28 protein-coding genes, 1 tRNA gene and 1 pseudogene are annotated in these 26,062 nt (G+C 63.0%); 7 read left to right on the forward strand and 23 right to left on the reverse strand.

The window, feature by feature from the left end:
• Nucleotides 1-253: 253 nt before the first annotated feature.
• From ACTIFE_RS17320 to ACTIFE_RS17345, 6 genes are all read right to left on the reverse strand, one after another.
• Complete coding sequence (locus ACTIFE_RS17320) at nt 254-904, reverse strand: glutathione S-transferase family protein (protein WP_439530412.1); 651 nt, start codon at nt 902-904, stop codon at nt 254-256.
• Nucleotides 905-974: 70 nt separating this feature from the next.
• Nucleotides 975-1,325, reverse strand: coding sequence for an AzlD domain-containing protein (locus ACTIFE_RS17325; RefSeq protein ID WP_439530413.1), 351 nt, complete (start codon nt 1,323-1,325; stop codon nt 975-977).
• Nucleotides 1,322-2,095 (reverse strand): AzlC family ABC transporter permease, encoded by a 774-nt coding sequence (locus ACTIFE_RS17330; protein WP_439530414.1) that lies wholly within the window; start codon nt 2,093-2,095, stop codon nt 1,322-1,324. Before ACTIFE_RS17330 ends, ACTIFE_RS17325 begins: the two co-directional genes overlap by 4 nt.
• 566 nt (nt 2,096-2,661) lie before the next feature.
• Nucleotides 2,662-5,094: an ATP-dependent Clp protease ATP-binding subunit ClpA gene (clpA, locus tag ACTIFE_RS17335; protein ID WP_439530415.1), complete on the reverse strand. Its 2,433-nt coding sequence runs from the start codon at nt 5,092-5,094 to the stop codon at nt 2,662-2,664.
• Nucleotides 5,095-5,106: 12 nt separating this feature from the next.
• Nucleotides 5,107-5,436: an ATP-dependent Clp protease adapter ClpS gene (clpS, locus tag ACTIFE_RS17340; protein WP_106755308.1), complete on the reverse strand. Its 330-nt coding sequence runs from the start codon at nt 5,434-5,436 to the stop codon at nt 5,107-5,109.
• 587 nt (nt 5,437-6,023) lie between these two features.
• Nucleotides 6,024-6,356 carry a phasin family protein gene (locus ACTIFE_RS17345; protein ID WP_106755309.1) on the reverse strand — a complete coding sequence of 111 codons (333 nt, stop codon included), beginning with the start codon at nt 6,354-6,356 and terminating at the stop codon, nt 6,024-6,026.
• A 333-nt stretch (nt 6,357-6,689) separates the two neighbouring features.
• Between ACTIFE_RS17345 and ACTIFE_RS17350 the strand changes: the two genes are divergently transcribed.
• Entirely contained in the window at nt 6,690-8,273 is a 1,584-nt protein-coding gene (locus tag ACTIFE_RS17350) for a serine hydrolase (protein WP_439530416.1), read from the forward strand.
• Between the two features lie 16 nt (nt 8,274-8,289).
• Here the strand turns inward: ACTIFE_RS17350 and ACTIFE_RS17355 are convergent, their stop codons facing one another.
• The 3 genes from ACTIFE_RS17355 to ACTIFE_RS17365 all read right to left on the reverse strand — a co-directional run bounded on the left by ACTIFE_RS17355 (nt 8,290) and on the right by ACTIFE_RS17365 (nt 10,322).
• Nucleotides 8,290-9,003: a DnaJ domain-containing protein gene (locus ACTIFE_RS17355; RefSeq protein WP_439530417.1), complete on the reverse strand. Its 714-nt coding sequence runs from the start codon at nt 9,001-9,003 to the stop codon at nt 8,290-8,292.
• Complete coding sequence (locus ACTIFE_RS17360) at nt 9,003-9,749, reverse strand: VWA domain-containing protein (RefSeq protein WP_439530418.1); 747 nt, start codon at nt 9,747-9,749, stop codon at nt 9,003-9,005. Before ACTIFE_RS17360 ends, ACTIFE_RS17355 begins: the two co-directional genes overlap by 1 nt.
• A 138-nt stretch (nt 9,750-9,887) precedes the next feature.
• On the reverse strand, nt 9,888-10,322 hold the full coding sequence (locus ACTIFE_RS17365; RefSeq protein WP_439530419.1) for a DUF1489 family protein: 435 nt from the start codon (nt 10,320-10,322) through the stop codon (nt 9,888-9,890).
• 135 nt (nt 10,323-10,457) lie between these two features.
• On the opposite strand from ACTIFE_RS17365, the gene ACTIFE_RS17370 reads away from it, so the two are divergent.
• Nucleotides 10,458-11,807, forward strand: coding sequence for an NAD-dependent epimerase/dehydratase family protein (locus ACTIFE_RS17370; RefSeq protein WP_439530420.1), 1,350 nt, complete (start codon nt 10,458-10,460; stop codon nt 11,805-11,807).
• 55 nt (nt 11,808-11,862) lie between these two features.
• Entirely contained in the window at nt 11,863-12,417 is a 555-nt protein-coding gene (locus tag ACTIFE_RS17375; RefSeq protein ID WP_439530421.1) for a hypothetical protein, read from the forward strand.
• Nucleotides 12,418-12,500: 83 nt separating this feature from the next.
• On the opposite strand, the gene ACTIFE_RS17380 is transcribed toward ACTIFE_RS17375, so the two are convergent.
• Nucleotides 12,501-12,635, reverse strand: coding sequence for a hypothetical protein (locus ACTIFE_RS17380; RefSeq protein ID WP_439530422.1), 135 nt, complete (start codon nt 12,633-12,635; stop codon nt 12,501-12,503).
• A gap of 256 nt (nt 12,636-12,891) precedes the next feature.
• Here ACTIFE_RS17380 and ACTIFE_RS17385 point away from each other — a divergent pair, with 256 nt between their 5' ends.
• On the forward strand, nt 12,892-13,650 hold the full coding sequence (locus ACTIFE_RS17385) for a DUF599 domain-containing protein (protein WP_439530423.1): 759 nt from the start codon (nt 12,892-12,894) through the stop codon (nt 13,648-13,650).
• Here ACTIFE_RS17385 and ACTIFE_RS17390 read toward each other — a convergent pair.
• Both ACTIFE_RS17390 and ACTIFE_RS17395 read right to left on the reverse strand, forming a co-directional pair.
• Nucleotides 13,533-14,777 (reverse strand): adenylate/guanylate cyclase domain-containing protein, encoded by a 1,245-nt coding sequence (locus tag ACTIFE_RS17390; protein ID WP_439530424.1) that lies wholly within the window; start codon nt 14,775-14,777, stop codon nt 13,533-13,535. The two genes, ACTIFE_RS17385 and ACTIFE_RS17390, sit on opposite strands and share 118 nt — an antisense overlap.
• 127 nt (nt 14,778-14,904) lie before the next feature.
• Nucleotides 14,905-15,705, reverse strand: a complete 801-nt coding sequence (locus ACTIFE_RS17395; protein ID WP_439530425.1) for a YdcF family protein — start codon at nt 15,703-15,705, stop codon at nt 14,905-14,907.
• 57 nt (nt 15,706-15,762) lie between these two features.
• Here ACTIFE_RS17395 and ACTIFE_RS17400 point away from each other — a divergent pair, with 57 nt between their 5' ends.
• Together ACTIFE_RS17400 and ACTIFE_RS17405 are read left to right on the forward strand one after the other, a co-directional pair.
• Nucleotides 15,763-16,371, forward strand: a complete 609-nt coding sequence (locus ACTIFE_RS17400) for a thiamine phosphate synthase (RefSeq protein WP_439530426.1) — start codon at nt 15,763-15,765, stop codon at nt 16,369-16,371.
• Nucleotides 16,372-16,505: 134 nt separating this feature from the next.
• Entirely contained in the window at nt 16,506-16,883 is a 378-nt protein-coding gene (locus ACTIFE_RS17405; protein ID WP_439530427.1) for a hypothetical protein, read from the forward strand.
• A 121-nt stretch (nt 16,884-17,004) separates the two neighbouring features.
• Here the strand turns inward: ACTIFE_RS17405 and ACTIFE_RS17410 are convergent, their stop codons facing one another.
• The 11 genes and pseudogenes from ACTIFE_RS17410 to ACTIFE_RS17460 all read right to left on the reverse strand — a co-directional run bounded on the left by ACTIFE_RS17410 (nt 17,005) and on the right by ACTIFE_RS17460 (nt 25,097).
• On the reverse strand, nt 17,005-17,619 hold the full coding sequence (locus tag ACTIFE_RS17410; RefSeq protein WP_439530428.1) for an ATP-dependent Clp protease proteolytic subunit: 615 nt from the start codon (nt 17,617-17,619) through the stop codon (nt 17,005-17,007).
• 194 nt (nt 17,620-17,813) lie between these two features.
• A complete protein-coding gene (locus ACTIFE_RS17415; protein WP_439530429.1) occupies nt 17,814-18,827 on the reverse strand; it encodes a GGDEF domain-containing protein in 1,014 nt (337 codons plus the stop codon).
• Entirely contained in the window at nt 18,791-19,024 is a 234-nt protein-coding gene (locus tag ACTIFE_RS17420) for a hypothetical protein (protein WP_439530430.1), read from the reverse strand. The genes ACTIFE_RS17415 and ACTIFE_RS17420 overlap by 37 nt, the downstream gene beginning before the upstream one ends.
• A gap of 137 nt (nt 19,025-19,161) precedes the next feature.
• A pseudogene (locus ACTIFE_RS17425) lies at nt 19,162-19,584 on the reverse strand (DUF2867 domain-containing protein); the annotation flags it as partial.
• A 254-nt stretch (nt 19,585-19,838) separates the two neighbouring features.
• The gene (locus ACTIFE_RS17430; protein WP_439530431.1) at nt 19,839-21,011 is read right to left on the reverse strand and encodes an isovaleryl-CoA dehydrogenase; all 1,173 of its coding nucleotides are present in this window, start codon (nt 21,009-21,011) and stop codon (nt 19,839-19,841) included.
• 51 nt (nt 21,012-21,062) lie between these two features.
• Nucleotides 21,063-21,533, reverse strand: a complete 471-nt coding sequence (locus ACTIFE_RS17435) for a PaaI family thioesterase (protein ID WP_439530432.1) — start codon at nt 21,531-21,533, stop codon at nt 21,063-21,065.
• Nucleotides 21,530-21,940, reverse strand: coding sequence for a MerR family transcriptional regulator (locus ACTIFE_RS17440; protein WP_106755324.1), 411 nt, complete (start codon nt 21,938-21,940; stop codon nt 21,530-21,532). Before ACTIFE_RS17440 ends, ACTIFE_RS17435 begins: the two co-directional genes overlap by 4 nt.
• A gap of 559 nt (nt 21,941-22,499) precedes the next feature.
• Nucleotides 22,500-23,915, reverse strand: a complete 1,416-nt coding sequence (gene mgtE / locus ACTIFE_RS17445) for a magnesium transporter (protein WP_439530433.1) — start codon at nt 23,913-23,915, stop codon at nt 22,500-22,502.
• A 158-nt stretch (nt 23,916-24,073) separates the two neighbouring features.
• On the reverse strand, nt 24,074-24,409 hold the full coding sequence (locus tag ACTIFE_RS17450; protein ID WP_439530434.1) for a YARHG domain-containing protein: 336 nt from the start codon (nt 24,407-24,409) through the stop codon (nt 24,074-24,076).
• A gap of 139 nt (nt 24,410-24,548) precedes the next feature.
• Nucleotides 24,549-24,633: transfer RNA gene (locus ACTIFE_RS17455), tRNA-Leu, on the reverse strand.
• Between the two features lie 197 nt (nt 24,634-24,830).
• Nucleotides 24,831-25,097: a FliM/FliN family flagellar motor switch protein gene (locus ACTIFE_RS17460; RefSeq protein WP_439530435.1), complete on the reverse strand. Its 267-nt coding sequence runs from the start codon at nt 25,095-25,097 to the stop codon at nt 24,831-24,833.
• A gap of 128 nt (nt 25,098-25,225) precedes the next feature.
• Here ACTIFE_RS17460 and lipB point away from each other — a divergent pair, with 128 nt between their 5' ends.
• Nucleotides 25,226-25,939 carry a lipoyl(octanoyl) transferase LipB gene (gene lipB, locus ACTIFE_RS17465; protein ID WP_439530436.1) on the forward strand — a complete coding sequence of 238 codons (714 nt, stop codon included), beginning with the start codon at nt 25,226-25,228 and terminating at the stop codon, nt 25,937-25,939.
• The last annotated feature ends 123 nt before the right edge of the window (nt 25,940-26,062 follow it).

The raw sequence follows: 26,062 nt of genomic DNA on the forward strand, positions 1-26,062 counted from the left end.
TGATGGGACAAAAAAGGGACTTCAGCGATCAACCAACTTGACAGCAACCGATACAGTTGCTGGCCAAGCGCAGCGCCAAACCGGGACCGGAGGGTCGAGGTCTGTATAATTCAATGAGTTAAGCCCGGAGAGACCTTGGCTCTCCGGTCCCGGATCTCCGCTTCGCTGCGTCCGGGAAGACGGTTGGGGGTTCTCAGTCGTCTGACGGCGGGCCACGCGGGGCCCACCGTTTTTTTTAAAAAAGCCCAGAACCTCAGATCGGCCGGACCGCCTTGGCAGCCACCTCGTGCTCGGCATCCAGCCGCACTTCATCGGCAAAGACGTTTTGGAAGCTGGGACGGCTGGTGATGCGGGCCGCGTAGTCCTTGAACACCGGCAGATCCGGCAAGAGATTGAACATCAACAGCCAGCGCAGCGACGCGCCCCAGATGATGTCCGCCACCGAGATCCGGTCTCCCAGCATGTAGGGCGACGTTTCCAGATGCGCCGCCAGGATCGCGACCACCTTGTCATAGGATCCATAGGGCGCTGTTTCCGGCGGCACCACATTGCCGACCGCCTTGTCAACGACAGCCGGCTCAAACGAGGCGGCATAGAAGACCATCCAGCGCATGTAGTCGGCACGGCGCGGATCGGTGATCGCCGGCGTCAGACCGGCCTCGGGGTAAAGATCGGCCAGATAAAGCGCGATGGCGATGGATTCGGTAACGATCGTGTCGCCGTGCTGCAAGGCCGGAACCTTGCCCAGCGGATTGATCGCCAGATAGGCCGAAGACTGCATCTCCCCGGCGCGCATGTTGAGGACACTGAGGTCATAGAGCATGCCCAGTTCGTCCATCAGCACGCGGGTGGTGCTGGAGCGGCTGCGGGGGGCGTAGTAGAGGGTCAGCTTGCGGTCGGTCATGTCGGGCTCCTGGTGTCGTGCCGGGCGGCAGAGAAGGATCCTCTAGCAGCCCTCTCCTGACAGCCTTCTGTCAGGAGCCTAGCAACAGCCATCCGCCAATCAGCACGATTTCCGCGGCAATCACACCGAGGATCACCTGCTGACGCAGAATGAGGAACGCGGCAAACCCGGCTGCCGCTGCAGCAATGCGCAGGCCCATCGGTGTCGCGTCCAGCGCCCCGCTCGGAAACAGGATCAACTTCGAGATCACCCCGGCGACCAGCGCCGTCGCAACGGCCCGGACAAAGACCAGTAGCTCACTGTCCTCGCGCATGCGTCCGGCGGCAAAGACGCCAAGCCAGCGCCAGATGTCGGTTGCCAGCCAGCCTGCGACAACGATCATCACATAGGGCCAGAAATCGGCGATCATGTCTGGGTTCATCGTTCACGCCCCCAGCCCAGATGCCGGGCAAGTTTCGTGCCGCCATAGGCAAGGCAGCCTCCGACAATGCCGGTCAGCAGCAGATCCATCTCCGGCGCGACCAAGGCAAAGACGGGCCCAAGGCCAAGCCCGACAATCATTGCCGCCTTGTCGACCGATAGGCGGGCGGCAGTCCACAGCGAGCAGAGAAAATACACCGGCGTCAGCAGGAACAGCGCCCCGGCTACCATCGGCGGCATGCGCTCGACCATCACATAGGCAATGCCGGTGATAATCGAGACGGAGCCCGTCAAGGTGCAGGCAAAGCCGAGAAAGAACGGCAGACGCGCCGCCCTTGGCAGGTCCGGCAGGTTGCGCATGGCAAAGACCCAGGCGGTGATTGCCACGAAATGCGAGGCAAACAGCAGGTGCCAGCGCTTGGTCCGGCCCTCGACCCGCAGGATCGGCACCAGCGCCATGGTCATGGGCATCAGGCGTACCGAGGCGAGCGCAACGGCGATGGCCGCCGGGACCAGCCCGACGCCGCCGGCCATGGCCCCGGTCAAGACCACGATGGAGGGCAGCGCCCAGACCAGCGCGGACATTAGAAGGGTTTCGGGCAGTGTGAGACCACTCTCCCGCGCAAGGCCGGCATAGCCGATGAAGGCGGCAACGAGGATCAGGCCGGGAATCGACACGGCAGCTTTGGCGCCCTTGAGGGCCCAGCTGCGGGCGCCAGCCTCAGGGGCTGGTGGCGGGGACGGCGCGGCGGAAGAGGCTTGCGAGGTCATGGGGCCGTGCAACTGGGAGGCGTGAGGCTTCTCGATCGACGCAGCAGACAGGCTGCACGCCGACGGATTCCGGAAGGAAGATCAAGCCTAGCACCGCCCCACGGCCCCTGCCACCCTTCAGCAGGGAACAGTGAGTATGCGTTTGGCGGAGAAAAGGGCGAGCAAGAGTTTTCTGCGCCGTCCCGGCCTTGTGCCGGGACCTGTCACGCTGGCAAGGCAGCCGGATCACTGATGGCGCAGACAGAATTGGACGTCGGTCCCGGCTCAAGGCCGGGACGGCGCGGTGTTTGACCGTTACGCTTTGCGCAACAAAAAAACCGGCTGTTTCCAGCCGGATTCAACTTGAAGACAAACCCCGACTTCACGAAGTCATCCCGGCCAAGCGTAGCGCCGAGCCGGGACGGGAGAGGCGAGGTGTCGATATCCCAATGAGTTAGTAACCGAGAGACCTTGGCTCTCCGGTCGCGGGTCTCCGCTTCGGTGCGCCCGGGATGACAATTGAGAGTTTGTGATCAGTCTGGGCCCGGCCGCTTTCGGCCGGGCTTCTGATATCTGCCGCAATCGCCTCAGTCCGCGAGCGGGACTTTCGGGACGAGGCTCTTCTTCGGCCGGGCTGGAGGCGCCTTGGCTTCCACCACCGGTTCCAGCTTCTTGGCGACCGGAGGCTTGCGCTTGCGCTTCGGCTTGGCAGCCGCCTTGGCAGGGGCTGGACGCAGCGGCTTGTCCTCGACCGATTCCAGCAGCAGCCCGGCCTTGTCCTCGCTGACCGAGACCTTGACCGTACCGCCCTTCTTCAGCTTGCCGAACAGCACCTCGTCGGCCAGCGGCCGCTTGATGTGCTCCTGGATGACGCGGCCCAAGGGACGCGCACCCATCTGGGTGTCGTAACCCTTGTCAGCCAGCCAGGCGATGGCATCCGGGGTCAGTTCGAAGGTCACGCCGCGATCGGCCAGCTGGACTTCCAGCTGCATCACGAACTTCTCGACGACCTGGTGGATCACTTCGATCGGCAGGTTGTCGAACGGGATGACGGCATCGAGCCGGTTGCGGAACTCCGGCGTGAACAGCTTGTTTATGGCTTCGCGGTCATCGCCCTCGCGCCGAACCTGGTTGAAGCCCACCGGAGCCTTGGCCATGTCGGCCGCGCCTGCGTTGGTGGTCATGATCAGGATGACATTGCGGAAATCGACCTGCTTGCCGTTGTGGTCAGTCAGCTTGCCGTGGTCCATCACCTGCAACAGGATGTTGTAGAGATCCGGATGGGCCTTCTCGATCTCGTCAAGCAGCAGCACGCAATGCGGATGCTGGTCGATGCCATCGGTGAGCAACCCGCCCTGGTCGAAGCCGACATAGCCCGGAGGCGCGCCAATCAGGCGGCTGACCGTGTGGCGTTCCATGTATTCGGACATGTCGAAGCGCAACAGCTCAACGCCCAGCGACGACGCCAGTTGGCGCGCCACCTCGGTCTTGCCGACACCGGTCGGACCGGAGAACAGGTAGCTGCCGATTGGCTTGTTCGGCTCACGCAGACCGGCGCGGGCCAGCTTGATCGCGCTCGCCAGCGTTTCGATGGCCTTGTCCTGGCCATAGACGACCCGCTTCAAGTCCTCCGACAGCTTCGACAACACCTCGGCGTCGTCCTTGGAGACGGACTTCGGCGGGATGCGGGCCATCGTGGCAATCGTGGTCTCGATTTCCTTGACGCCGATGGTCTTACGGCGACGGCCTTCCGGCAGCAGCATCTGCGACGCGCCGGTCTCGTCTAGCACGTCGATGGCCTTGTCCGGCAGCTTGCGGTCACTGATGTATTTGGCCGAGAGTTCCACGGCCGTCTTGATGGCGTCGTTGGTGTATTTGACCTTGTGGAAGTCCTCGAAGTAGGGCTTCAGGCCCTTGAGGATCTCGATGGCATCGGGCACCGACGGCTCGTTGACGTCGATCTTCTGGAACCGGCGCACCAGTGCACGGTCCTTTTCGAAGAACTGGCGGTATTCCTTGTAGGTGGTGGAGCCGATGCAGCGGATCGCGCCCGAAGCCAGCGCCGGCTTCAGGAGGTTGGAGGCATCCATCGCCCCGCCCGACGTGGCGCCGGCACCGATCACGGTGTGGATCTCGTCGATGAACATCACCGCACCGGGATAGTCCTCGATCTCCTTCACGACCTGCTTCAGGCGCTCCTCGAAATCACCGCGATAGCGGGTACCGGCGAGCAGCGTGCCCATGTCGAGCGAGAAAATGGTGGCATCCTGCAGCACTTCCGGCACATCCTTGCGGATGATGCGCAGGGCCAGGCCTTCGGCAATCGCCGTCTTGCCCACGCCCGGGTCGCCCACGAACAGTGGATTGTTCTTGGAGCGGCGGCACAGGATCTGGATGGTGCGGGAAATCTCGCTGTCGCGTCCGATCAGGGGGTCGATCTTGCCGACCTTCGCCTTCTCGTTGAGATTGACGCAATAGGCTTCCAGCGCATCGGTCTTCTTTTTCGGCTTGGTCTCGACGTCCTCAGGCATGGCGGCTTCGTCCTCGACCCCCTGCACGGGCCGGGGCTCCGACAGACCGGGGCGCTTGGCAATGCCGTGCGAGATGTAGTTCACAGCGTCATAGCGGGTCATGTCCTGCTCCTGCAGGAAATAGGCCGCATGGCTTTCGCGCTCGGCGAAGATCGCCACGAGCACGTTCGCGCCGGTCACTTCTTCCCGGCCGGAAGACTGTACATGGATTACCGCGCGCTGGATCACCCGCTGGAAGCCGGCGGTCGGCTTGGAGTCCTCGTCGCCATCGGTGACGAGATTTTCCAGTTCGGTCTCGATGTAGTCGATCAGGTTACGCTTCAACATATCGAGATCGACATTGCACGCCCGCATCACCGCAGCCGCGTCCTGATCATCGATCAGGGCGAGCAACAGATGCTCGAGAGTTGCATATTCCTGCTGTCGCTCATTGGCGAAGGCGAGCGCCTGGTGCAGGGCCTTTTCAAGGCTTCGGGAGAATGACGGCACGTGCTTGTCCCCTTACTTCTTCTCCATCACGCATTGCAGCGGATGTTGATGCTTGCGGGCGAAATCCATCACCTGGGTCACTTTCGTTTCAGCTACCTCATATGTGAAGACACCACATTCGCCGACGCCATGATGATGGACGTGCAGCATGATCCTGGTCGCTTCCTCCCGGTTCTTCTGGAAGAAACGCTCGACAACATGAATGACGAATTCCATCGGCGTGTAGTCGTCGTTGAGCAACAACACCCGATAGAGATTGGGCCGTTTCGTGACAGTTCTCGTCTTGGTGACGACAACCGTTCCGCCTTCATCGTCTTCGTCCCGGCGTGATCCGCTTGCCATGCCTCGCCTGTCTGCCTCTTCGTCCTTGCCTGCCCTGCGCGGCAGCCCTGCCTTGACCGGCCCTTTCAGGACCTTGGCCGGCCGGCGCCGCCTCAGGGGGCATCACAGCTCTGCTTGCTCTTCGCAAAAGAAGAGAAGCGCCAATCTTGTGCTCGCCCTGCCTCAGTCTAGCCCGGTGATTGTAACCAAGCCCTTCATGTCCATCGGTCTCGCCCACCGATATTGCAACGCACGACGCATGCGACCGAAGACTGGCGACATGCTAATCCTTACCCGCCCCGGCCGCCGGCGCAATGGGCTGTTTCACCAAGATCGCTGCATTTGCAGGCACACCGCCCGGCGCCTCGAACCCTTGCGTCCCAACACCGAATGTAGGTGCGCCGTTGCATTTTGGAAGATCAATCCTGAGTGAGGCTGAACTGGCCACAGCCGCTCAGCGATCGCGCCTGACGGGACTTCAGGGCCTAACGCCTGCTGCACTGCAGCATAATAGCCGGCTGTGGTCAAAACAAAGGCGCCCGGGAACCATCGGGTTCCCGGGCGCCTGAAACGGCCGCCTGAAACTCAGGCGGTCATGGCCGGATTGCTTACTTGGCAGTCTTGCCGAGCACGCCTTCGTACGGCTTGTACATGTCCTTGGCGAGGTCGGTGTACATCTCGCCAATCTTGGTGAACTGGCTGACAGCGCCTTCATAGGCGGTCTTGAAATATTCGGTCTGGGCCTCGAACGCCTTGTCCAGGGACTTGGCGGAGACGATCTTCTCGACGGCAGCGGTGCCTTCTTCGAAAGACTTCTTCTGGTAGTCAGCAACTTCGGCTGCAATCGCCTGCAGGCTCTTGCTCATGCCACCAGCCGTCTGAACAGCCAGTTCCATGTGTTCCTTGCTGAATTTCTGGATGTCTTCAAGATTGTTGATCATGTCCTGCCCTCGATGTTGCGGCCCCTCAAACGTCAGGAGCGCGGTAGGTGTCCCGGAGCGGCCGAGCTGCGTAATAATTACGCAACGCACAAAAAAGTCAATGAATTTTTTGCACCGCAACATAAGCATCCGTGTCACCACGTAGGTTCAGGTTGGCAAGGTTCACGAGAGTTTAAAATGAACCGGCGTTTTACTCATTCGTAACCGCGTTGCCGTCACAGTGCTCTCAGTAGGGTGCACGAAGCAGACGCATTGTCGGGGGGCAGTGCTGTCAAAGAGTTTCGTGTCAGTGGGTTAGCCCCCAAGAATGGGGACGGCGAGAGTTCGGACGGTATGCGTAGATTTTTGGCGGCGTTTTCGATTGGTCAATTTGCACGGAAAATTGTCCAGGTAGCGACCTTCTCCGCCTTCATCGTGGCGGGGACGGCCACGGTTCAGGCAAATCCAAAATATGCAGGCATCGTTGTCGACGCAAAAACCGGTGAAGTGCTCTATTCAGCGGCAGCCGACGAACTGAGATATCCGGCCAGCCTGACCAAGATGATGACGCTTTATGTCGTCTTCGAGGATCTGGAGGCCGGACGGATCAAACTCGATACGCCTCTGCGGGTCTCGGCCCGCGCGGCAGCACAGCCGCCGTCGAAACTTGGCCTGAAGCCGGGATCCACCATCTCGGTCCGGGACGCCATTCTCGCCCTGGTCACCAAGTCTGCCAATGACGTGGCGCTGGTGATCGCCGAAAATGTCGGCGGCAGCGAGGCGCGCTTTGCAGATCGCATGACGCGGACGGCGCGCCAGATCGGCATGAAGAAGTCGACCTTCAAGAACCCGCACGGCCTGCCTAATGCCGGCCAGCGCACCACGGCGCGCGACATGGCCCTGCTTGGCCGCGCCCTGAACGAGCGGTTCCCGAGCTATTTCGAGTTCTTCAAGACCCGCAGCTTTGTCTTCCGGGGCCGCACCTATGGCAATCATAACCGCCTGCTGGGCGCTGTCCCGGGCGTCAATGGCATCAAGACCGGCTACATCCGCGCTTCGGGCTTCAACCTCGTCACCTCGGTTGAACGGGATGGCCGCCACATCGTCGCCGTCGTGATCGGCGGAACCACTGGTCGATCGCGCGATGCGCAGATGGTCAAACTGATCAACACCTATATGAAGCAGGCCAGCACCGGCCGCCGGACCGCACCAGCCATCGTGTCGCGCTCGGGTCCCCTGGCTGTTGCGGCCATGACCGAGACCAAGCCGTCCGCTCCGCTCAAGGTCCGCGCGCCGCTGAAGGCCCCCATTCCGGGCGTGAAGCCGGAGATTGAACCGCGTCCGGTGGCTGTCGCACTGGCAAATGTAACGCCTCCGAAGGAAGCCCCGCGCAGCCCGCAGGCGCCGGTAGCCGCAGTTGCGATCCCGGTCCCGGCTCCCGCTGCCCCTGTTGCCGCCATTCCGGTTCCTGTGCCGCAGCAGCCGGCCGAGACCGCTGCCCTGACCACTGGCTCGATCCCGAACCCGCGTTTTGCAGCTGCCTTCGATGCTGTCGCCGAGACCCCGGTCGAGACTGTCCCGGCTCCGGAAACACAGACCGCCGCTATCGCGCCGGCCGCGCCGCTGCGCAGCAAGGTCAAGTCTGAAGACACCACGGTGACGGTCGCGACCAACAATGCATCTGAAGCCGCGCCCGGCTGGCAGGTGCAGATTGGCGCCGCTGAATCCGAGACTGCGGCCATCGGCCTGCTGAAAAAGGCGCGCGAGGCAACCGGATCCGTGCTGCGCCGCAATGACCCGCACACCGAGCCGGTCAACAGCAATGGTCAAACTCTGTTCCGCGCCCGTTTCGTCGGGTTCGACGACAAGAACTCGGCTCTCTCGGCGTGCAAGACGCTGAAGAAGGCCAAGTTCAACTGCTATGCCGTTTACCAGTAATCGCGTTTGGAGTGGTTCAATGTCCTCCGAGAAGCTTGTCTTTAGCCTCGTTGAGTTTCGCAGCCAGGAAGGTGCTTCCCCCCTGGTCGGGGTGGAGCCGCTTCATAAGCCGGCGGTGCGCAGCTCGGATTTCCGCTTCGCTGGCGCCGGGCGCAAGCCCCAGGATCTGGTGGGCCTCCTGATCTGTCATGGCGCCCGCGCCCGCCGTGCTGCCCTGCCGGTCTGCGGCATCCGCCTCGAAGTCTACACGCCAGCTGGCAAGCCTGCGATCGAGGTAAGCTTCAGCTAAGGCCAGGCTATCCGCGTCTGTGGCGGCCTCCCGCCACAGACCTCTCAATTCCTGCGGGGACAGGCTGTCAAGGTCACGGCCACTGTAGGACCCGGTGAGCACCACGCCGGTCATCCGGCCGCTGTCATGGTCCAGTTCCATTTCGATCAGGGCCGTTCGCACCCGAGACTTTTGCCCACTCGCCGGCTTAGAATTTCCGCGCGACATCGGCCAACCCCTCGCCCCTCCGATCAGCCCCAGCAAGGTAGCCCCGAAAATGGCCGCCGGCACAGCCAGCCCGAAGCGGCCGGTGAAACCGAGCCCGAGGGCGACTGCCAGCAGCAGGACGCCTGCGGTCGTCTTCAGATTGCGGGCAAGACTGGCCGGACTGGCCGCAATGAATTTCTTGCCGAAATACACATAGGCGAGAAGCAGGGCGGCCCCGGCAATGAGATAAACCATCAAATTTCCATCTGTTGCAGCAGCAGCCGTGCACCGCCTGCGCCCCGCGCCTCAAGCGCCCGCAATCCGTCCAGGCCGCCGCTGGCATAGGCCGCGACCGCCCGAAGCAAGGCGCCGAGTTCCGCCGCCGCACGGCCATCGAACCGCAGATGCACGCCGCGCGTCAGCCGGGCGATTTCCGCAAAGGCGATGCTGGCGTCAGGATCGGCGCCTTCCTGGAACAGGAACACCGGCACGCCGAGCAAGGCAAGCTCCCCCGCCCGCGCGCAGAGAAGATCCACATCCTCCTCGACACAATCCCCGACATAGACAAGGGCTTTCAACCCACCGGCCCCGGCAGCGTCCCTTGCGGCGGAGAGCACCTTGCGGATCTGGGTGTGGCCGCCCTGGCAGGTGACCTTGTCCATCATCCGTGCAAGCGCCCTGGCGTCCGGAACCCAGGGCGAGGCGCGGCATTCGTCAAACCCGCGAAAATACACGAGCTTCACCTCAAGGCCACCGGCGCGGGCGGCCTCGTCAAACATCGCGGCCTGCAGGTCTCGGGCCCGATCCCAGGTCGGCTGGCGGCTCATGGTGGCATCGAGGGCGAACATGAGACGGACGGACGGAGCGCCGGTTGCAGCCGGCATCGTGGCGCGGTTCAGGAAAGCGGCGATCTCGGCCGGCGCGGATTTTGCGGCGACCGCGCCGCCCGCCCCGGAACCGGTCGCGATAGTCTGCTTCGTGCGCTTGCTGGTCTCGTCCATGCGGCTCCACCCTTCGCGACTGTCCGGGCGTGTGTTGTCCGGATTCAAGCCCTTGCCCTAAGGTTGGAGCCCTTTGCCGCGAAGGCAAGACCGGTTATCGCCTGACAGCGACTTCCCCGGTCGCAAATGCCGTCACGGCTACAAAAGCCCCAGCTCCGCCAGATCCCGCCGCATGTCTTCGGGCAACTCCTGGCCGCCCGAGCCGCCGCGCATGTCGGCGGGGGCCTCCTCGGCCTTGAGATAGCGCCAGCCCTGGAACGGGCGGCGCGGCTGCATCTGGGTCAGGATCAGGCGCGGCTCCAGCACCAGATCACAACGGTTGATGCCGTCTGCATCCTTGAAAGGCCGGATATCGACAAGATGCTGCCGCACCTGGATGTAACCCTTGATCACCCAGTAGAGCGATCCTCCACCCAGGATCTCCTCGCGCCGGGTCGGCACCATGCGGGTGGTATGGGTCTGTTCGCGTGGCAGGCCGGCCGCAGCCAGCTGATCCATGCGGAAGTCGATCCACGCCTGGAGGTCTTCTACGCTGTCCGCGCCGACGCAGAGTTTGACGATGTTCAATGCCATGACCATTTCCCTAACAAGCGGCTCTGATCGGGCAAAGCCCCCTCTCCCGCCATATCGGGCTTATGCACAGGCCCGCCACCCCGCCCCCTTGCCTTTCCCCGGCGACGCAGCATGATTGATCTTATGGATGTTTTCTTGACCGGTGGAACCGGCACCATTGGCAGCGCAATCCTCAGACGCCTTCTGGCGGACGGGAAAACCGTTGCCGCGCTCGCGCGGTCTGCTGCCAGCGCCCGGTGGCTGGCCGATTCGGGCGCAACGCCCATCGCCGGCGACCTGGCCAATCCGGACGCGTGGATCGCGACTGCGGTCGCCTGTCGTGGCATCATTCACACCGGCGCGAGCTTTGGCCCGGACATGGCCGGCGAAGAACGCCGGTTTGTCTCGCTGCTGCGGCGCATGGTGCCCGACCTGCCGGAACCGCCGAGACTGGTCTATACCGGAGGCATCTGGGCCTTCCCCGCCAGTCCGGATCAACCAATCAGCGAAAGCGCCGCCTTCGACCCGCTGCCGGCCTTCTCGCATCTGGGCGAACTGACGCGCTCGCTGTTGACGATCCCGCGCATGGGTGTCGCGGTCATTCATCCGGCGCTGGTTTCGGCGCCCGGACGCGGCCCGCTTGCCGAAATGGCCGAAGCCGCCGTCAGCGGCCAGCCCTTCGTGACCCGCGCCCGGACTGACACCATCTGGCCCCTCGTCGATGCCGATGATCTGGCCGATCTCTACCTCCGGGCGCTGGCCTCGTCGCAGTTCCGTCTCAGCCTGATCGGAGCCGGACTTGCCGGCGCAAGCCTGTCCGACATCGCCGCTTGCGTTGCAGAGGCCTGCGGTGCCTCCGTCGCCATTGAAACGGCACCTGCCCCGGACGGCGATCCGCATCACGATTTTGCCGCCGGCTACGCCCGTTCGCAGATGGCGTCGTCGCTGCGAGCCCAGCGTATGCTGGGCTGGCGTCCCGTCTGCAACAGCCTGACGGCACTGGTTGAGGTTGCCGTCGGGCCGATCCCGGCTGCGCCGCGTTCTTCGGCAGTTCCGCTCCCGGTTCAACTCCCGGTTCAACTCCCAGTTCAGGCCGCAGCGGCCGTTGCTGTTGCCGCGCCTTTGACCGAGGCGATCAGCGCCCCGGAGACGGCGACAGAACCGTCCATGACAGCGCCGCCCTTGCCCGCTGACGCAGACGTTGCCCCGGATGCCTGGGCCGAGGATGAGTTGCCGCCCCTCCCCTTGCGCTCCCGGCCAGTGGGACCGGACGTTGAGACGGCAGGACCGTTCTCGAACGACTTGGAGACCCTGCCAACGCAGCCGGAGGACCTGGAGGCTGACAGGCTTCCAGAACTGGTGCGGGAGGTCGACCCGGACTTCCTCACCCCGGACGCAGACGGGTTAATCGATCTCCTGGACGAACAACCGCTGGACGCTGCCGATGTGGACGAACCAGTAGACGCGTCTATGGACGATAGGCTTCCCCCGGAAACGAAACCGTAACGGGGCTTCGCTACGCTGCGTCATTGGGCCGATACGCGCCCCGGAGCCCGTAGCCATGCCACGTCGCCTCGCTGCCTTTTTCGTTGCAGCCGTCTTGCTCGTGGGGACGGGATTGCGCGTCGGGGCAGAGGAGCATACGTCGGACCTGATTGCGCTTGGTCCGTATCAGGTGGTCAACACTGCCGGGTTCGCAACGGATGCCGACGGACAGCGCGAGGACCTGCCGACCGATCTTCGGTCCGTCGAGGTCCTGCTTGATCTGACCCGCGATCGCACGGTAATGGTGCTGACGTTCGAGACAATGCGCCTGACGCTGCCGCGGCTGTGGAACGGCCTAGCGGCTGTGGACTGGGGCAGCAGCGGCGCGATCACTTTGCGCCGCGAGGATATCCTGACGCTGACCGGCAAGGAGACGCTGGAGCAGGTCGACACCTTCGGCGCGCGGATCGACTGGCCAGGCGTCGGGCCGGCAACCCTGGTTATGTTCGAGGCAGGTGGCAGCAGCTTTGCCGGGTTCCTAATCAGCAAGCCAGGCGGCCGGACCATCGTGCGCCAGATGGAAGCCCATCGCTATTTCGCCAGCCGCCCCCGCGCCGCCCGTGGACGCTGACCTGCCGGGATCCCCATGCCTCAAAAGACGAAAGGCGCGGAGTGCTCCGCGCCTTTGTCAAACTGGATGTCCGGAAGCCGGGTTCAGCGGACGACGGTGACTGCCGTCTTGGCAGTTTCAACGTCGGCGAACAGCATGACCAGAGCCAGCATGCCCCCGAGAACGAGTACCGTCCAAACGGTAACGCCCCAGCAGGACTTCTGTACGTTTTCGTCCATGAAAACCCTTGTGATCCGCGCCGCCCCCGGCTCCCGCAGGACCCGAATATGGCGGCTTTGCGGCATGAGATTTAATGACTTCCTAATACCTTCGCAAGCGCAAAAACAGGGCATCTGATGCGCCGGCTATGCATTGCTTGCAATTGCCCCAATGGGATCAAACGCTTGCCGTTTCGCGGTGTCCCGTTGATAAAATGCAGCCATCGGGATCGCTGTTGAATCGATTTAACCAATCCGCAATGAGTAGGACGATTTGATGACCGCACTTGCCCCGCTCGACTGGATCGCCGTTGGCTGGTTTCTCACGGCCTGGATGGGTTTCAACCTGATTGTCGAGGTTTCACCGCTGAAGACGCGCACACTGTCAATGCGGATGGAAGCCTATCGCTATAGCTGGATGCGGATGATGGCGAGCCGGCAGGTGCGAATCATGGACACCGCGATCCTCACCGGGCTGCAGCAGGGCACGGCGTTCTTTGCCTCAACGGCGCTGCTGGCCATCGGCGGGGCCTTTACCCTGCTCAATGCGGCCGACCGCATCGTCGAGATTGCCGGTGATCTCTCCGTCCCGGTCGTTGCCAACCGGACCTTGTGGGAAGTCAAGGTGCTGGGGCTGATGCTGATCTTCGCCTATGCGTTCTTCAAGTTCAGCTGGGCCTATCGCCTTTTCAACTACGCCAGCATCGTCATGGGATCGGTGCCCGATGCAGCGACGACGGATCGCGAGGGTCTGGCCAGCACCGTCCATAAGGCCGGCAAGCTGAACGCGCTGGCCGGCCGGCATTTCAACCGTGGCCAACGCGCATTCTTCTTTTCGATCGGTTTCATGGGCTGGTTCGCCGGGCCGCATGCGCTGGGGGTCACCACCCTCGCGGTCCTGATCGTGCTCCTGCGGCGTCAGTTCGCGTCAAACGCCCTTGAGGCGATCAGCGATTCCGAACAGGCCCCCTCCGTGCCGATCAACGAGACGTCCGGGGCAAACACCGACACCGGGTCCTCGAATCCTTTCACGTAATAGGTTCCGTGCAGCTTGTGCCGGCATCCCATCAGGTCGGCGACCGCGTCCGAGACCAGAATATCCCTGTCGAGATGCTTGGCGAGATCGGCAACGCGCGAGGCAAGGTTGACAACCGGACCAACCACGGTGAAGTCGAGCCGTGTCGCACTGCCGACATTGCCGAAGAACACATCCCCGGCATGCAGGGCAATGCCGGCCCGGATCTGCGGTATTTCCTCACAGCAACTGGCATTTACATCCGCAATCCGCAGCACTGCATCGCGCGCTGCAAGCAGCGCCCGGCCTGCGGCATCCCGGGCCTCGACCTGATCGGTGTAGGGAAAGATCGCCATCACCTCGTCGCCGATGAATTTCAGCACCTCGCCGCCATGCGCCTCGACGGTCTCGGCAATCGCTCCGAAATAATTGTTCAGCAGCGAAATCAGCTTGTCGCCCGGCAACTTGTTGGACAGCTGCGTGAAGCCGCGCAGATCGGCAAAGGTCACTACCGCCGAAATCAGCTCACCTTCGCCGCGCTTGATGCTGCCGTTCAGCACCTTGCTGCCGGCGCGCGGGCCGACATAGGTGTTGAGCACGGTCTCGGCCGTGCGGCGCAGGGTGTTGAGTTCACAGATCAGCCCGAGCGGCCGCACGATGGTCTCGAAAACGGCAATATGCGATACGGTAAAGCCGCCCGGCGCTCTGGTCGCAAGCGTCAGCGCCTTGGTGGAGCCGTCGCTGAAGGGCATCGGCAGCGCAAGATAGTCCGTATAGCCCGCCGCCCTGAGGTCGGGAATAACGCCATATTCCCAGGCTTCCGGCTCGGGCGTGATGCGCACACGCACGGCACGGCCCTCGACATAGACAACCTTGAGCGGGCTGCTGTTGTAAGCCTCTTCGAGATTCTCTGCTTCCAGGTAACGGCGCAAGGCCCGCTCCCCGTCCGTCGTCCAGATGGCGCTTTCAGCGCGGACATTGGGGTGCAGCAGCGTGATGCCCGTGGTGATCCGGTCGACCGGAACCTTCGCCTCGTTCAGCCGCTTGCCGAGTTCGCCAACGAGCACCAGACTGTCCTTGATGCCAATCGCATCTCCCGACAGCCATTGCATCACTTGCGCTGCGATCAGCGGTGCCTCCAGCGACATGGCCGGTTCCTCACATTTTGATTTCCAACCCTGAAGATAGGGCTCGCTCGCCCTGCTTGAAAGACACCAGGACCGGAAAACGACTGTTCACCGGCAAAGAACAATGGCTGGATCCCGGATGCCTGGCTCAGGGAGCGGGAAACAGGGCACTGCTGCGTCCGCTTGCCCAATAGGCCACGAGACCGATCCATTCGCGCACGCCCAGATCAAGCCGGGTCAGCCCCTCGGAGATCGCATCAAAGCCGAGCCAGCGATCTTCATCCCCACGCGTGCGCCAGTCGACCGGATAGGGAACAAGCCCGGTCCAGCCCGCCTGGCGGAAGACGCCCATGGCGCGCGGCATATGCATGGCGGAGGTAACCAGAAGATAGGTCTCGCCCTCCTTCGGCCGCAGCAGGGCCCGGGTTTCCATGGCATTTTCCCAGGTGTTGCGCGACTTGTCTTCCAGCACGACCAACGCAGGGTCGAGACCGAAACCGTCGAAGATCCGCCCGGCCGCCACGGCCTCGGTGGTTGTATTGCCGAACAGGACCCCCTGCCCGCCGGTATGAACGATGCGGGCCTGCGGATACCGCCGTGCCAGTTCCGGCACCACGGTAAGACGCTCCCCGGCGGTGGTGATCGCCGGATAGGGCCGCGCCCCGGACACCACCGTGTCGATCGCTCCCCCCAGGACAATGATCGCATCCACCTGTTCGGGAAGCGGATCGGGCTGGGAAAAGCGGTTCTCGAGCGGCAGCAGCACCAGATTGGCCAGCGGCGAATATCCGGCCACAGCAAGACCGAGCGCCGCTGCGATCATCAGGCCCCGGCCGATGCGACGCGTCCTTGAAAACAGCAGCGCAAACGCCCCGACGAGCAGCATCAGGACAAGGAAGTTCGACGGCCGAACCAGCATGAAGAACAATTTCGACAGATAAAAGAACATGGTACCCGGCCAAATCTGCTATGTGCCATTCCAATGTGCCGCGACCGGAGCCGCTGTGTGACCCTCGACCGCTTCTATCTCATCGTGAACTCGGCCAGCTGGATCGAACGCCTTCTGCCGGTCGGCTTGCCACTCGTCCAGCTTCGGGTCAAGGATCTCGACGAAGAAGGGACGCACGCGGAGATCCGCCGGTCGCTCACCTTGTGCAGACAGGCTGGTGCAACGCTGATTGTCAACGATCATTGGCAGGCGGCCATTCGCTGCGGCGCTGACTGGGTCCATCTCGGCCAGGAGGACCTGGACACCGCCGACATTCCAGCCCTGCGCGCAGCCGGCATCCGGATCGGCATTTCGACCCACACGCCAGCCGAGCTGGACCGGGCGCTTGCCTTTGCTCCCGACTATGTTGCCCTCGGGCCGATCTATGAAGCCAGGGGCAAGAAGGTCGATTATCCGACACAAGGGCTGGCCAGGATCGGCGAGTGGCGGCAGCGCGTATCCTGCCCGCTCGTCGCTATCGGCGGCATCACACTCGACACTGCCCCGGCGGTGTTTGCTGCCGGCGCTGACAGCGTCTGCGTCATTACCGATGTGCTTGGAGCTGCCGACCCCGAGGCCCGCTGCACCGCATGGCTGACGGCCCGCCAGAGTTGGCCGCGGGTCTGAGGGAACCGGCGAACTGACATGAGGCGACAGCCTGGCGGATTGCGGCAAGTCGTGACCCAGATCACATGTCCAGACCGCGTTCCGTTCCACTGTCGCGATGTGGAGACAGGATTCTCACATCGGGGCACATGATCATGACACTTTACCTGGAACTTGGCGGCCGGACTGCCATCCTGAACGCCGTCAGCGCGGCCCTCGCCGGCACGGATGCGACCCAGCCCGGCACGGCTGAGGATTTTACCGAACTCCTGGTGTTCCTGTTCGGTGGTGCGCCGGTCTATGAGGGGCCGGCCCTGCATCAGACTCTCGGGCCCGTCTGCCGCGATCATACCGGTTTCGACCGGCTCGCCGACGCGCTGACCCGCGCATTGATCCGGTCGCCGCAGACCAGGCCGCTCGACCATGATGTGCGCAGGACGCTTGAGCAGATCCGCTGCCATGCCGTGCGCGGCCCCCATCCTGTCGCACTGTCGGCAGCGCCCGTGGCCGTGCAGCATCCCCGTTTCGGCTGAAGCGCCAGCACATTGCAGGCACGCGGTGCCAGCATGCGCCAGGACTTCAATCCTGACAGACAAAAGCCGCGCAACCTGACGAGGTTGCGCGGCTTTTCCTGTTCGCGACAGCAGCTGTCGCTTACTTCATGTCATCGACATTGGCGACGATCTTGCCGACCAGGCCATACTCGATGCCCTCTTCCGGGCCCATCCAGTAATCGCGGTCGGTGTCCTTCTCGATGCGCTCGATCGGCTGACCGGTGGCATCGGCAAAGATCTTGTTCAGGCGGTCGCGCATCTTGAGGATCTCGCGGGCCTGGATCTCGATGTCGGTCGCCATGCCACCGGCACCACCGGACGGTTGATGCAGCAGGAAGCGGGTGTTCGGGGTGCAGAAGCGCAGTTCCTTCGCCACCGAGACATAGATCAGCGCACCGGCGCTCGCCACCCAGCCCATGCCGAGGATACGCACCTGCGGACGGATGAAACGGATGGTGTCATGGATCATGTCACCGGATTCGACATGACCACCCGGGGACGACACGATCACGGTGATCGGATCATTCGACACCTGTGCCAGCGCCAGCAGGCGCGAACAGACGTCGCGCGCCAGTTCCTGGGTGATCGGGCCGGTGATCAGCACGGTGCGTGCGTCAAACAGATGCTTGTCGACGGGGATCGACTGCGGCGTCTTGGTCTTCTCTTCCTCGTCATCCTCGAGGCGAGCGGGCACCGACATGTTGAGATGGCTCATGCGCTGGGAAGCTCCCTTGTGACTTCTCGCCGGCTCAGGCCGACGCAGTTCCTTCTGGCCCATACTTATGCGATGCGCTCGCGCGCCGCAAACACGGAAAGCCAGTTTTATCCGGCAAGGGTTATCAACTGGGCAACGCCGGGACATTCGGCAAGCCCCAATCGCAACTTCAGCTCTGCAGAAGCGGCTAAAGGTCAGCCGGGCAAAGATTGGAGACTGCCGAAATCCCCGACAATCACGTCGCCGCGCGGTGTTTGCATGTGCGCGATGCTGACCTGCCCACGGCCGTCCCTCTTGGCGTCATAAAGGGCAGCATCCGCACGGGCCATCAGCATGGCCAGGCTCTCCCCAGCTTCAGCGCGTGCAAGTCCGACACTGGCCGTCACCACCCGCGTCCCGCGATGCTCCGGCTCCCGGGTGCTGCGCCCCAGCAGGCCGCAGACCCTGGCTGCCAGGCCGGTTGCCAGCCGCGTTGCCTCCCCAACGACCAGCACTGCAAACTCGTCGCCGCCGATGCGGCCGAACAAGGCCCCCTGTGGCAGGAGACCACGCAGGCGGTCGCCAAACAGGGCCAGCACCCGGTCTCCCTCGCCATGACCAAAGAGGTCGTTCAGGGCCTTGAAGCGGTCGAGGTCAATGGCAAGCAGCACGGCCTCCGCCCCCTCCCGTTGCGCCTCGGCCAGAGCGGCTTCGCTGCGCGACTGAAACGCCTCCCGGTTCAGGGCACCCGTCAGACTGTCCTCGCTCGCCTGCCGCCGCAAGTCCTTCAACTGGACCTCCAGAAAAACCGTGGCCGCGAACAGGCCGCCCAGAAACACGGCGATCAATTGCAGATAGATGGTTGCTGCCAGCGGTGCATTGGCGGCGGCCAGCAGGATCGGCTCCTCGGATGTCAGGACAATGCCAATCCGTACAAACTGGACCAGGGTCATGGCACCGATCAGGCCGGCCAGGGCGAGGCAGACCTTGCGACTTCCGACGACGCTGCGGGTGAATTCGAAGGCGATGATGCCACTGCAGGCTGCCTGCAACAGCGTGACGGCGACAAGCCGGACCTGGTCATGGTCGTAGATGCCGGGAAGGAGGCAGATCACGCCCCAGATCAGGCCCGGCAGGAGAACAACGGCTGTAGGGGTTGTGCGACGGCCAAAGCACCGGGTTGCCTTGATGCCTAGGCCGACGCCGACCAGCAGGATCCCGTTGGCCACCGCATCGACCAGACATCGGCAATCTGGTCCCGGGCTGACAACAGGAGAAAAGCCGGAACCCGCAACATCAGGCTGAACGCCCAAAGCCGGAGCCCGGGCTCCGCGCGCTCGCGCCGCCACACGAGATAGAGAACGACACCGACCATCAGGCTGAGCGGAGCCAGCGCAAACAGAATGGTCAGACTGTCGAGAACCATTGGGCACATCCCGATGAACGCCGGGGTCAGGCATGCCGCCATGGGAGGCCTGCCTGATTTGATGGCGCGGATCTTAGATCGGGAGTCTTTACAGGCTCGTTAAATCTGCGGTGCGGAGATATCCTAGGCTGTCAATTTCAGATACTCGTTGTCAGGCGTCGAAGCCGCCTCAGGTCCGACGCAACGATCAGTTTGTGCGCGGGTGCCACGGGCAGCATGTAGATCCGGCCGACCAGGTTATGCGTCTTGACGGAACTGGTGACCGTGTAGGTCGTTCCGCGCGCTGACAGCCAGGTCATCACATCTAGGTGGCTGTCGCGCACCGTGAGGACCAGATCCGTATCATCCGCGTGTTCGATCAGAAAGAAGTCGAGCTTGTCGCCAGCCGTGACACTGTCGCGGCGGCGGGTGGCCCGGCCGGAAATCGGCTGCACGTCAAACGGCGCCGACAGGACATCGCGCAACCGCATGGCCAGCCCCAACAAGGGCGATGGCTCGGAGCGGATCAGGTTCCAGCCCTCAAGCACCGTGACGGGGCGACCGGTTTGCGTGCTCCGCTCGTCAAAAAAATCAAGCTAAGCACGTGGTGCGATGAGATAGCTGATCGGCTCAGGCATGGCAGCCTCCGCAAAAGGACCCGCACCCCTCATGCCGTCCAAAGCACTGGATAGCAGCCTTCCGGGGCCGCCGCCCCCGGACGCATCGCCGCAGAGAGGGGCACCGGGAACAACCACTCCCGGATGCCGTCCGTTCATCTTGCTCAAATCCGGCTATGCCGCCAGTGCCCGCTGGCGGCAACACCGATCGGCCAATGCTACTTCGTCTTGTTGAACAGCTCCCGGCCGATCAGCATGCGGCGGATCTCGCTGGTACCAGCGCCGATCTCGTAGAGCTTGGCGTCGCGCAGCAGCCGGCCGGTCGGATAGTCGTTGATGTAGCCGTTGCCGCCCAGCAGCTGGATGGCATCGAGCGCCACCTTCGTTGCCGTCTCGGCCGCATAAAGGATCGCACCGGCGGCGTCCTCGCGGGTGGTCTCGCCGCGGTCACAGGCCTGCGCCACCGCATAGACATAAGCGCGGGTGGCATTCATCGACACATACATGTCGGCGACCTTGCCCTGGACCAGCTGGAACGTGCCGATCGGCTGGCCGAACTGCTCGCGCTCGTGGATATAGGGCATGACCACATCCATGGCCGCCTGCATCAGGCCGACGCAGCCGGCGGCCAGCACCGCGCGCTCGTAGTCGAGGCCGGACATGAGCACATTGACGCCCTTGCCGATTTCGGCGAGCACGTTTTCCTCCGGCACCTCGCAATCCTCGAACACCAGTTCACCGGTTTCCGAGCCGCGCATGCCGAGCTTGTCGAGCTTCTGGGCGACAGAGAAGCCCTTGAAATCCTTCTCGATCAGAAACGCGGTAATGCCACGGGATCCGGCAGCGGGATCGGTCTTGGCATAGACGATCAGCGTGTCGGCGCAGGGACCGTTGGTGATCCACATCTTGCTGCCGTTGAGGACATAGCGGTCGCCCTTCTTGTCGGCCCGCAGCTTCATCGACACCACGTCGGACCCGGCACCCGGCTCGGACATGGCCAGCGCGCCGACATGCTCGCCGGAGATCAGCTTGCCAAGATAGCGCTGCTTCTGATCGTCATTGCCCCAGCGGCGCAGCTGGTTGACGCAGAGGTTGGAATGGGCGCCGTAGGACAGGCCGATGGAGCCTGAAGCGCGGCTGACTTCTTCCATGGCGATGCAGTGCTCGAGATAGCCAAGGCCGGCCCCGCCCCATTCTTCCTCGACGGTGATGCCATGCAGGCCCAGCGCGCCCATCTCAGGCCACAGCTCGCGCGGGAACCAGTCTTCGCGGTCGATGCGGCCCGCGAGCGGCGCGATACGGTCCTGCGAAAAGCCGCGCACGGTGTCGCGCAGCATGTCGGCAGTCTCGCCCAGTTTGAAGTTAAACCCCTGAATGTCATTGCGGATCATGGCGTTCCTCCCGTTTACTTTCACATGAGTTGAATTCGCAGGCACCGGACCTCAGTCCTCCATGCCCACCATGCAGATCATCGAGAACAGGCCGGTGGCGACATGCACCTCGCCCTCGTCGAGAAGTCCGTAGACATCGGCCTTGCAGATGGTCAGCGTCCTGCCCGGCTTGATCACGCGGCCCCGCGCCACCAGCTCCCGGCCCCGGCCCGGGTTGAGCAGGTTGATCTTGAACTCCGTCGAGAGCACGCCGGTGCCCTTCGGGAACAGCGACAGGGCGGCGTAGCCGGCGGCACTGTCGGCGATGGATGTGGTCGATCCGGCGTGGAAGAAGCCATGCTGCTGGGTCAGATGCGGCGCGAAGGGCAGCGTCAGATCCATCTCGCCCGGAGCCAGATGGCTGATCGCGGCACCCAGATGCGCCATGTAGGGCTGGCGGGCGAAGCTGGCGCGCACGCGCGCGTCCCAGTCGGGATCGCGCGGCTGAAAGCCACTGGCACCGGTTTGCAACGCTGTTGTCATGCGCCCTCCTCTCCTGCCTCGTGCGCGACGCCCAGCGCCTCCATGCGCGCCCGGCAGCCGGCTTCCACCTCGTCCAGATCGGCCAGCGACATCTCTATGTCCTTCAGCTTGTCCAGAAGTTCGGCCCGGCGCAGCGCGATCTTGTCCATGAGCAGGCGCAATTGACCCGCCTCGCCCGGCGCCTTGCCGTACATGTCGATGATTTCGCGGATTTCGGAGAGGGCAAAGCCAAGCCGCTTGCCGCGCAGGATCAGCTTCAGACGGGTCCGGTCGGCCGGCCTGTACAGCCGCTGCCGCCCGCGCCGCTGCGGCGTGATCAGCCCTTGCGCCTCATAGAAGCGCAGCGTCCGGGTCGTGATCCCGAACTCCTGGGTCAGCTGTGTGATGGTGTAGAGCCGCTGCTGCATCATCCCCTCCACGGGCATCATCTTCTGCCTTTTACGTCAAAGTCAATTACTTTGATATTCTTGTTATTTTTCATATATATACTACGCTTTCTTATCGGCCCTCGCCACATGATCGCGCGCAACCGCATTCGTCATGCCATGACCTGATCATGGCATCCATGCCGTGACCTCACCTCACGACCGGCGTCGAAGAAGGCCGCCCCTCGTCAGGCTGTGCCCACACGGAGACGCAACGGCATGGATGCCATGGTCGAGCCATGGCATGACGAGGATGGAGAGGGAAAGCAGCGTGTCTGGTGCTGGAGGACTGCTGCGAGGCCGTTCCCGAAAGGCCCCTTCCTGCACCGCCCAAAATCCTGTCCGTATTCGTCATGCCATGACTTGATCATGGCATCCACGCCGTGACCTCTCATCACGACCAGCGTCAGAGAAGGCCGCCCCTCGTCAGGCCGTGCCTGCACGGAAAGGCAACGGCATGGATGCCATGGTCGAGCCATGGCATGACGAAAATGAAGGGCGATGCTGGCGTGGCAGGACATGGGCAGCAGCGCCCCCGCCCTCACATCGGCAAACGGAACCAGAGCGTGGCGATGCCGAGGAAGGCGAAGAAGCCGATGACGTCGGTGACCATGGTCACGAAGACGCTGGAGGCGATGGCCGGATCGATCTTGAACCGATGCAGGCTCATCGGGATCATCAAGCCGGCGAGGCCGGCACAGAACATGTTGATGATGATGGCACAGGCGATCACGATACCGAGGCCGTGATTGAAGAACCAGAGCCCGGCCGTGGCGCCGATCAGGCAGGCAAGCAGCGAGCCATTGAGGAAACTCACCATCACCTCGCGGCGCAGAACCCGCCAGATGTTGCGCGTATCCAGTTCCTCGGTCGCGATGGCGCGCACGGCAATGGTCATCGTCTGGGTGCCGGCATTGCCGCCGAGCGAAGCGACAATCGGCATCAGGACGGCGAGCGCGACCATCGCCTCGATGGTGCCCTCGAACTGCGAGATCACCGTGGCGGACAGAAGCCCGGTGCCTAGGTTGAACAGCAGCCAGACAATGCGCGACCGGGCGATGGTCAGCACGCTGTCGGAGATTTCTTCATCGCCCACACCGGCCAGCGCCTTCATGTCCTCGTCGGCCTCTTCCTGGATGACGTCAACGATGTCGTCAACGGTCAGGACACCGACGAGACGGTTGCCGTCATCGACGACGGCGGTGGAGACGAGGTTATACCGCTCGAACAGACGGGCGACTTCTTCCTGGTCTTCCTTCACCGGCACCGAATGCGGATCCTCCTCCATGATCGCGGAGATCTTTTCCGCCCGCTGGGTGCGCAGGATCCGGTCGAGTGCGACAGAACCGACCAGCCGGAAGCCGGGATCGACCACATAGAGTTCGTAGAACGTGTCCGGAAGATCCCTGTCCTCGCGCAGATAGTCGATCGTCTGACCAACAGTCCAGAACGGCGGCACGGCGATGAAATCGGTCTGCATGCGCCGACCGGCCGATTCTTCCGGATAATCCAGCGCCCGTTCGAGCTGCGCGCGTTCGGAAAGCGGCAGTTCGTCAAGGATCGCCGCCTGGTCCTCCTCGTCGAGGTCCTCCAGAATATAGACCGCGTCGTCGGAATCCAGTTCACCCAGGCCCTCGGCAATGTCGGCCGTCGGCAGGTCTTCCAGAAGCCGGACACGCACCGCCTCGTCCATCTCGGTCAGGGCGGCATAGTCGAACAGGTTGCCCATGAGCTGGACGAAGGCCGCCCGGTCGCTGGCCGGCAGCGCATCGACCAGATCGGCCATATCGGCCTCGTGCATGTCCCCGGCAAGGCGGCGCACTTCATCGCTGTCACCGGCTTCAACGGCCGCATGCACGGCCGAGATGAAAGCGTCGGTGAGCCAGCCGGCCGCGTCATGCACGGGGATCTCTGTGGCCACTTCGGCGGCTTGTTCGCGAAACTCGGGTTCGGTCATGAGCCCCTCCTGTCGGTTCACGTGGCGCCGGCGCCTCAGCCCCGCACAACATGCCCCACACCTATCTGCGACTTGGCTCTTTGGCTATTGAATTTCGGGCTGATTTTGCGCTTGTCGGTGCAGTTCTTGCGTCTTTGTCCGGTGCCGACAGCCGTGGCTTACGGGAGATCCGGGCAGCCCTTGTCCGCAGCGATCCGGCGCAAGGCCGCCAGATAGGCCTTGACCTCACCCACCAGCACCCGCTCGTCCTGCGACACGCAGGTCCGGTTGCGGAAGAAGGCTTGCCGGCTCCGGTCATCGCGCGGGCAGACCCCGCCGTCGGCGCGGATCTTTTCACCCAGATACCAGAGCTGGCTGCAGGTCATCTGCTCCAGTTCATGCGCGGGCCGGCTGATGTTGCGCTGCTGCTCCGGCGAGGTGAAGCCAGCAAGGCAAAGGCCGGTCAACAGGAGCGCAATCGGGACTAATCGCCGGCAAACAGCAAATTGGATCATCGGGACGCCCCCTTTCGCAGCCAAGCGAAATGATAAACGCCTGCTTGTGGCATTTGCCGGGCGAGAGCCCCAAAAAATGAAAAAGGCCCTTGCAGGCACCTCACAAGAAGGTATCGGCAAGAGCCTTTCATCAAGAAAATGGTGCGGTCGAGAAGACTCGAACTTCCACGGGTTGCCCCACAGCGACCTCAACGCTGCGCGTCTACCAATTCCGCCACGACCGCATTTTCTTGTTCCCGGCGCCAATCAGCGTCGAGGCGCACCATGTAGCAAATCGGTTTTTGCCACGCAAGGGCCTTCTCACCCTTTGCCGACAAATCGCATCAGGGCCGGATCGCCTGTGGGTAACTTCATGTGAAACAACAAAAAAGGCGTGGAAACCCGCGCCCGTCGCACCCAGCCTACCACTGATGTCAGCCGATCACAGCGGCCCGTCGGTCCGCATCGGGCGAACCTCCGGCGCACGCAGCAGCACTTCAGTGATGGAAACGCCGATCTTGTCACCAAGCAGCACCACTTGCCCCTTCGCCACCAGCGTCTTGTTGGCATAGATGCTGACATCGTCTTCTTCGGCGACATCCAGATCGATCACCGCACCGCGTCCCATGCGCAGGAGCTGATGCACCGGCATTGTCGTCTTGCCGAGAACAACCGATATATCGATGCTGATGTCATCAAAGGTGGCCATCACGCCTGTCCGCCTGTATGTAACGACGCCTCAGGACCTTGGCCGCCATTGCCCGGTTCGGCAAGGTCCTGACACGGACTGTAACGCCAAACCCGGCATCAAAGCCATCGCAAAGCAGCCACAGCGCCATGCCGACAGCCACCCGCGAAGCCCTCGTCCCCGATTTTCGGCCGCAAGATGGCTCCGCGCCTGTCGACTGGCTGATCTCCGACACACCGGTTGCCTATGAAGACGCCCTCGCCGTCATGGAATCACGCGTCGCGGCCATTGCGGAGGGAACGGCACCGGAACTGGTGTGGCTGCTGGAGCATCCCCCGCTCTATACCGCCGGCACCAGCGCCAAGTCGGAGGATCTGCTGACACCGGACCGCTTCCCGGTCTTTGCCGCCGGACGCGGGGGACAATACACGTATCACGGTCCTGGCCAGCGCGTGGCCTATGTCATGCTCGACCTGAAGCGGCGCCAGCCGGATGTCCGCGCCTTTGTCGCCGCACTGGAGGCCTGGGTCATCGGTACGCTGTGGCAGCATCATGTTCGCGGCGAACGGCGGGAGGACCGCGTTGGCGTCTGGGTCCGCCGGCCGGACAAGGGTGCCGAGCGGGAGGACAAGATTGCCGCCATCGGCATCCGGGTGCGCAAGTGGGTCACGTTTCATGGCATCAGCCTGAACGTCGATCCGGATCTGGAACATTTCTCCGGCATCGTGCCCTGCGGCGTCGAACAGCACGGCGTGACCAGCCTGGTCGACCTCGGCATTCCAATCACTCTACCTGAGGTTGATATAATCCTAAGACAGCAGTTTGAAGATGTATTCGGAGCAACCAGAATTGTAAGTGAATAAACTTACAAATCAGATGCGATGTATCCAACAGGATCGAGCGCTTGATTTGACTATACGGCAATTCCAATGAACGAATTTTATTCGAGCCCAGAGAGTATACCTGTTACACCACTCACTCAAAAC

Origin of the sequence: Pannonibacter sp., assembly GCF_051860505.1 — a bacterium.
Taxonomy (GTDB): Bacteria; Pseudomonadota; Alphaproteobacteria; order Rhizobiales; family Stappiaceae; genus Pannonibacter.

Bases quoted from the DNA above. Each gene is read 5' to 3' on its own strand.
- lipB (WP_439530436.1), top strand. From the start codon at position 25,226: ATGCCGACAGCCACCCGCGAAGCCCTCGTCCCCGATTTTCGGCCGCAA.
- ACTIFE_RS17410 (WP_439530428.1), bottom strand. From the start codon at position 17,619: ATGAGCCATCTCAACATGTCGGTGCCCGCTCGCCTCGAGGATGACGAG.
- ACTIFE_RS17460 (WP_439530435.1), bottom strand. From the start codon at position 25,097: ATGGCCACCTTTGATGACATCAGCATCGATATATCGGTTGTTCTCGGC.
- ACTIFE_RS17385 (WP_439530423.1), top strand. From the start codon at position 12,892: ATGACCGCACTTGCCCCGCTCGACTGGATCGCCGTTGGCTGGTTTCTC.
- ACTIFE_RS17435 (WP_439530432.1), bottom strand. From the start codon at position 21,533: ATGACAACAGCGTTGCAAACCGGTGCCAGTGGCTTTCAGCCGCGCGAT.
- ACTIFE_RS17345 (WP_106755309.1), bottom strand. From the start codon at position 6,356: ATGATCAACAATCTTGAAGACATCCAGAAATTCAGCAAGGAACACATG.
- ACTIFE_RS17355 (WP_439530417.1), bottom strand. From the start codon at position 9,003: ATGGTTTATCTCATTGCCGGGGCCGCCCTGCTTCTCGCCTATGTGTAT.
- ACTIFE_RS17405 (WP_439530427.1), top strand. From the start codon at position 16,506: ATGACACTTTACCTGGAACTTGGCGGCCGGACTGCCATCCTGAACGCC.
- ACTIFE_RS17325 (WP_439530413.1), bottom strand. From the start codon at position 1,325: ATGAACCCAGACATGATCGCCGATTTCTGGCCCTATGTGATGATCGTT.
- clpS (WP_106755308.1), bottom strand. From the start codon at position 5,436: ATGGCAAGCGGATCACGCCGGGACGAAGACGATGAAGGCGGAACGGTT.
- ACTIFE_RS17375 (WP_439530421.1), top strand. From the start codon at position 11,863: ATGCCACGTCGCCTCGCTGCCTTTTTCGTTGCAGCCGTCTTGCTCGTG.
- ACTIFE_RS17360 (WP_439530418.1), bottom strand. From the start codon at position 9,749: ATGGACGAGACCAGCAAGCGCACGAAGCAGACTATCGCGACCGGTTCC.
- ACTIFE_RS17380 (WP_439530422.1), bottom strand. From the start codon at position 12,635: ATGGACGAAAACGTACAGAAGTCCTGCTGGGGCGTTACCGTTTGGACG.
- ACTIFE_RS17320 (WP_439530412.1), bottom strand. From the start codon at position 904: ATGACCGACCGCAAGCTGACCCTCTACTACGCCCCCCGCAGCCGCTCC.
- mgtE (WP_439530433.1), bottom strand. From the start codon at position 23,915: ATGACCGAACCCGAGTTTCGCGAACAAGCCGCCGAAGTGGCCACAGAG.
- ACTIFE_RS17420 (WP_439530430.1), bottom strand. From the start codon at position 19,024: ATGGTTCTCGACAGTCTGACCATTCTGTTTGCGCTGGCTCCGCTCAGC.
- ACTIFE_RS17395 (WP_439530425.1), bottom strand. From the start codon at position 15,705: ATGTTCTTTTATCTGTCGAAATTGTTCTTCATGCTGGTTCGGCCGTCG.
- ACTIFE_RS17390 (WP_439530424.1), bottom strand. From the start codon at position 14,777: ATGTCGCTGGAGGCACCGCTGATCGCAGCGCAAGTGATGCAATGGCTG.
- ACTIFE_RS17330 (WP_439530414.1), bottom strand. From the start codon at position 2,095: ATGACCTCGCAAGCCTCTTCCGCCGCGCCGTCCCCGCCACCAGCCCCT.
- ACTIFE_RS17440 (WP_106755324.1), bottom strand. From the start codon at position 21,940: ATGCAGCAGCGGCTCTACACCATCACACAGCTGACCCAGGAGTTCGGG.
- ACTIFE_RS17430 (WP_439530431.1), bottom strand. From the start codon at position 21,011: ATGATCCGCAATGACATTCAGGGGTTTAACTTCAAACTGGGCGAGACT.
- ACTIFE_RS17450 (WP_439530434.1), bottom strand. From the start codon at position 24,409: ATGATCCAATTTGCTGTTTGCCGGCGATTAGTCCCGATTGCGCTCCTG.
- ACTIFE_RS17350 (WP_439530416.1), top strand. From the start codon at position 6,690: ATGCGTAGATTTTTGGCGGCGTTTTCGATTGGTCAATTTGCACGGAAA.
- ACTIFE_RS17365 (WP_439530419.1), bottom strand. From the start codon at position 10,322: ATGGCATTGAACATCGTCAAACTCTGCGTCGGCGCGGACAGCGTAGAA.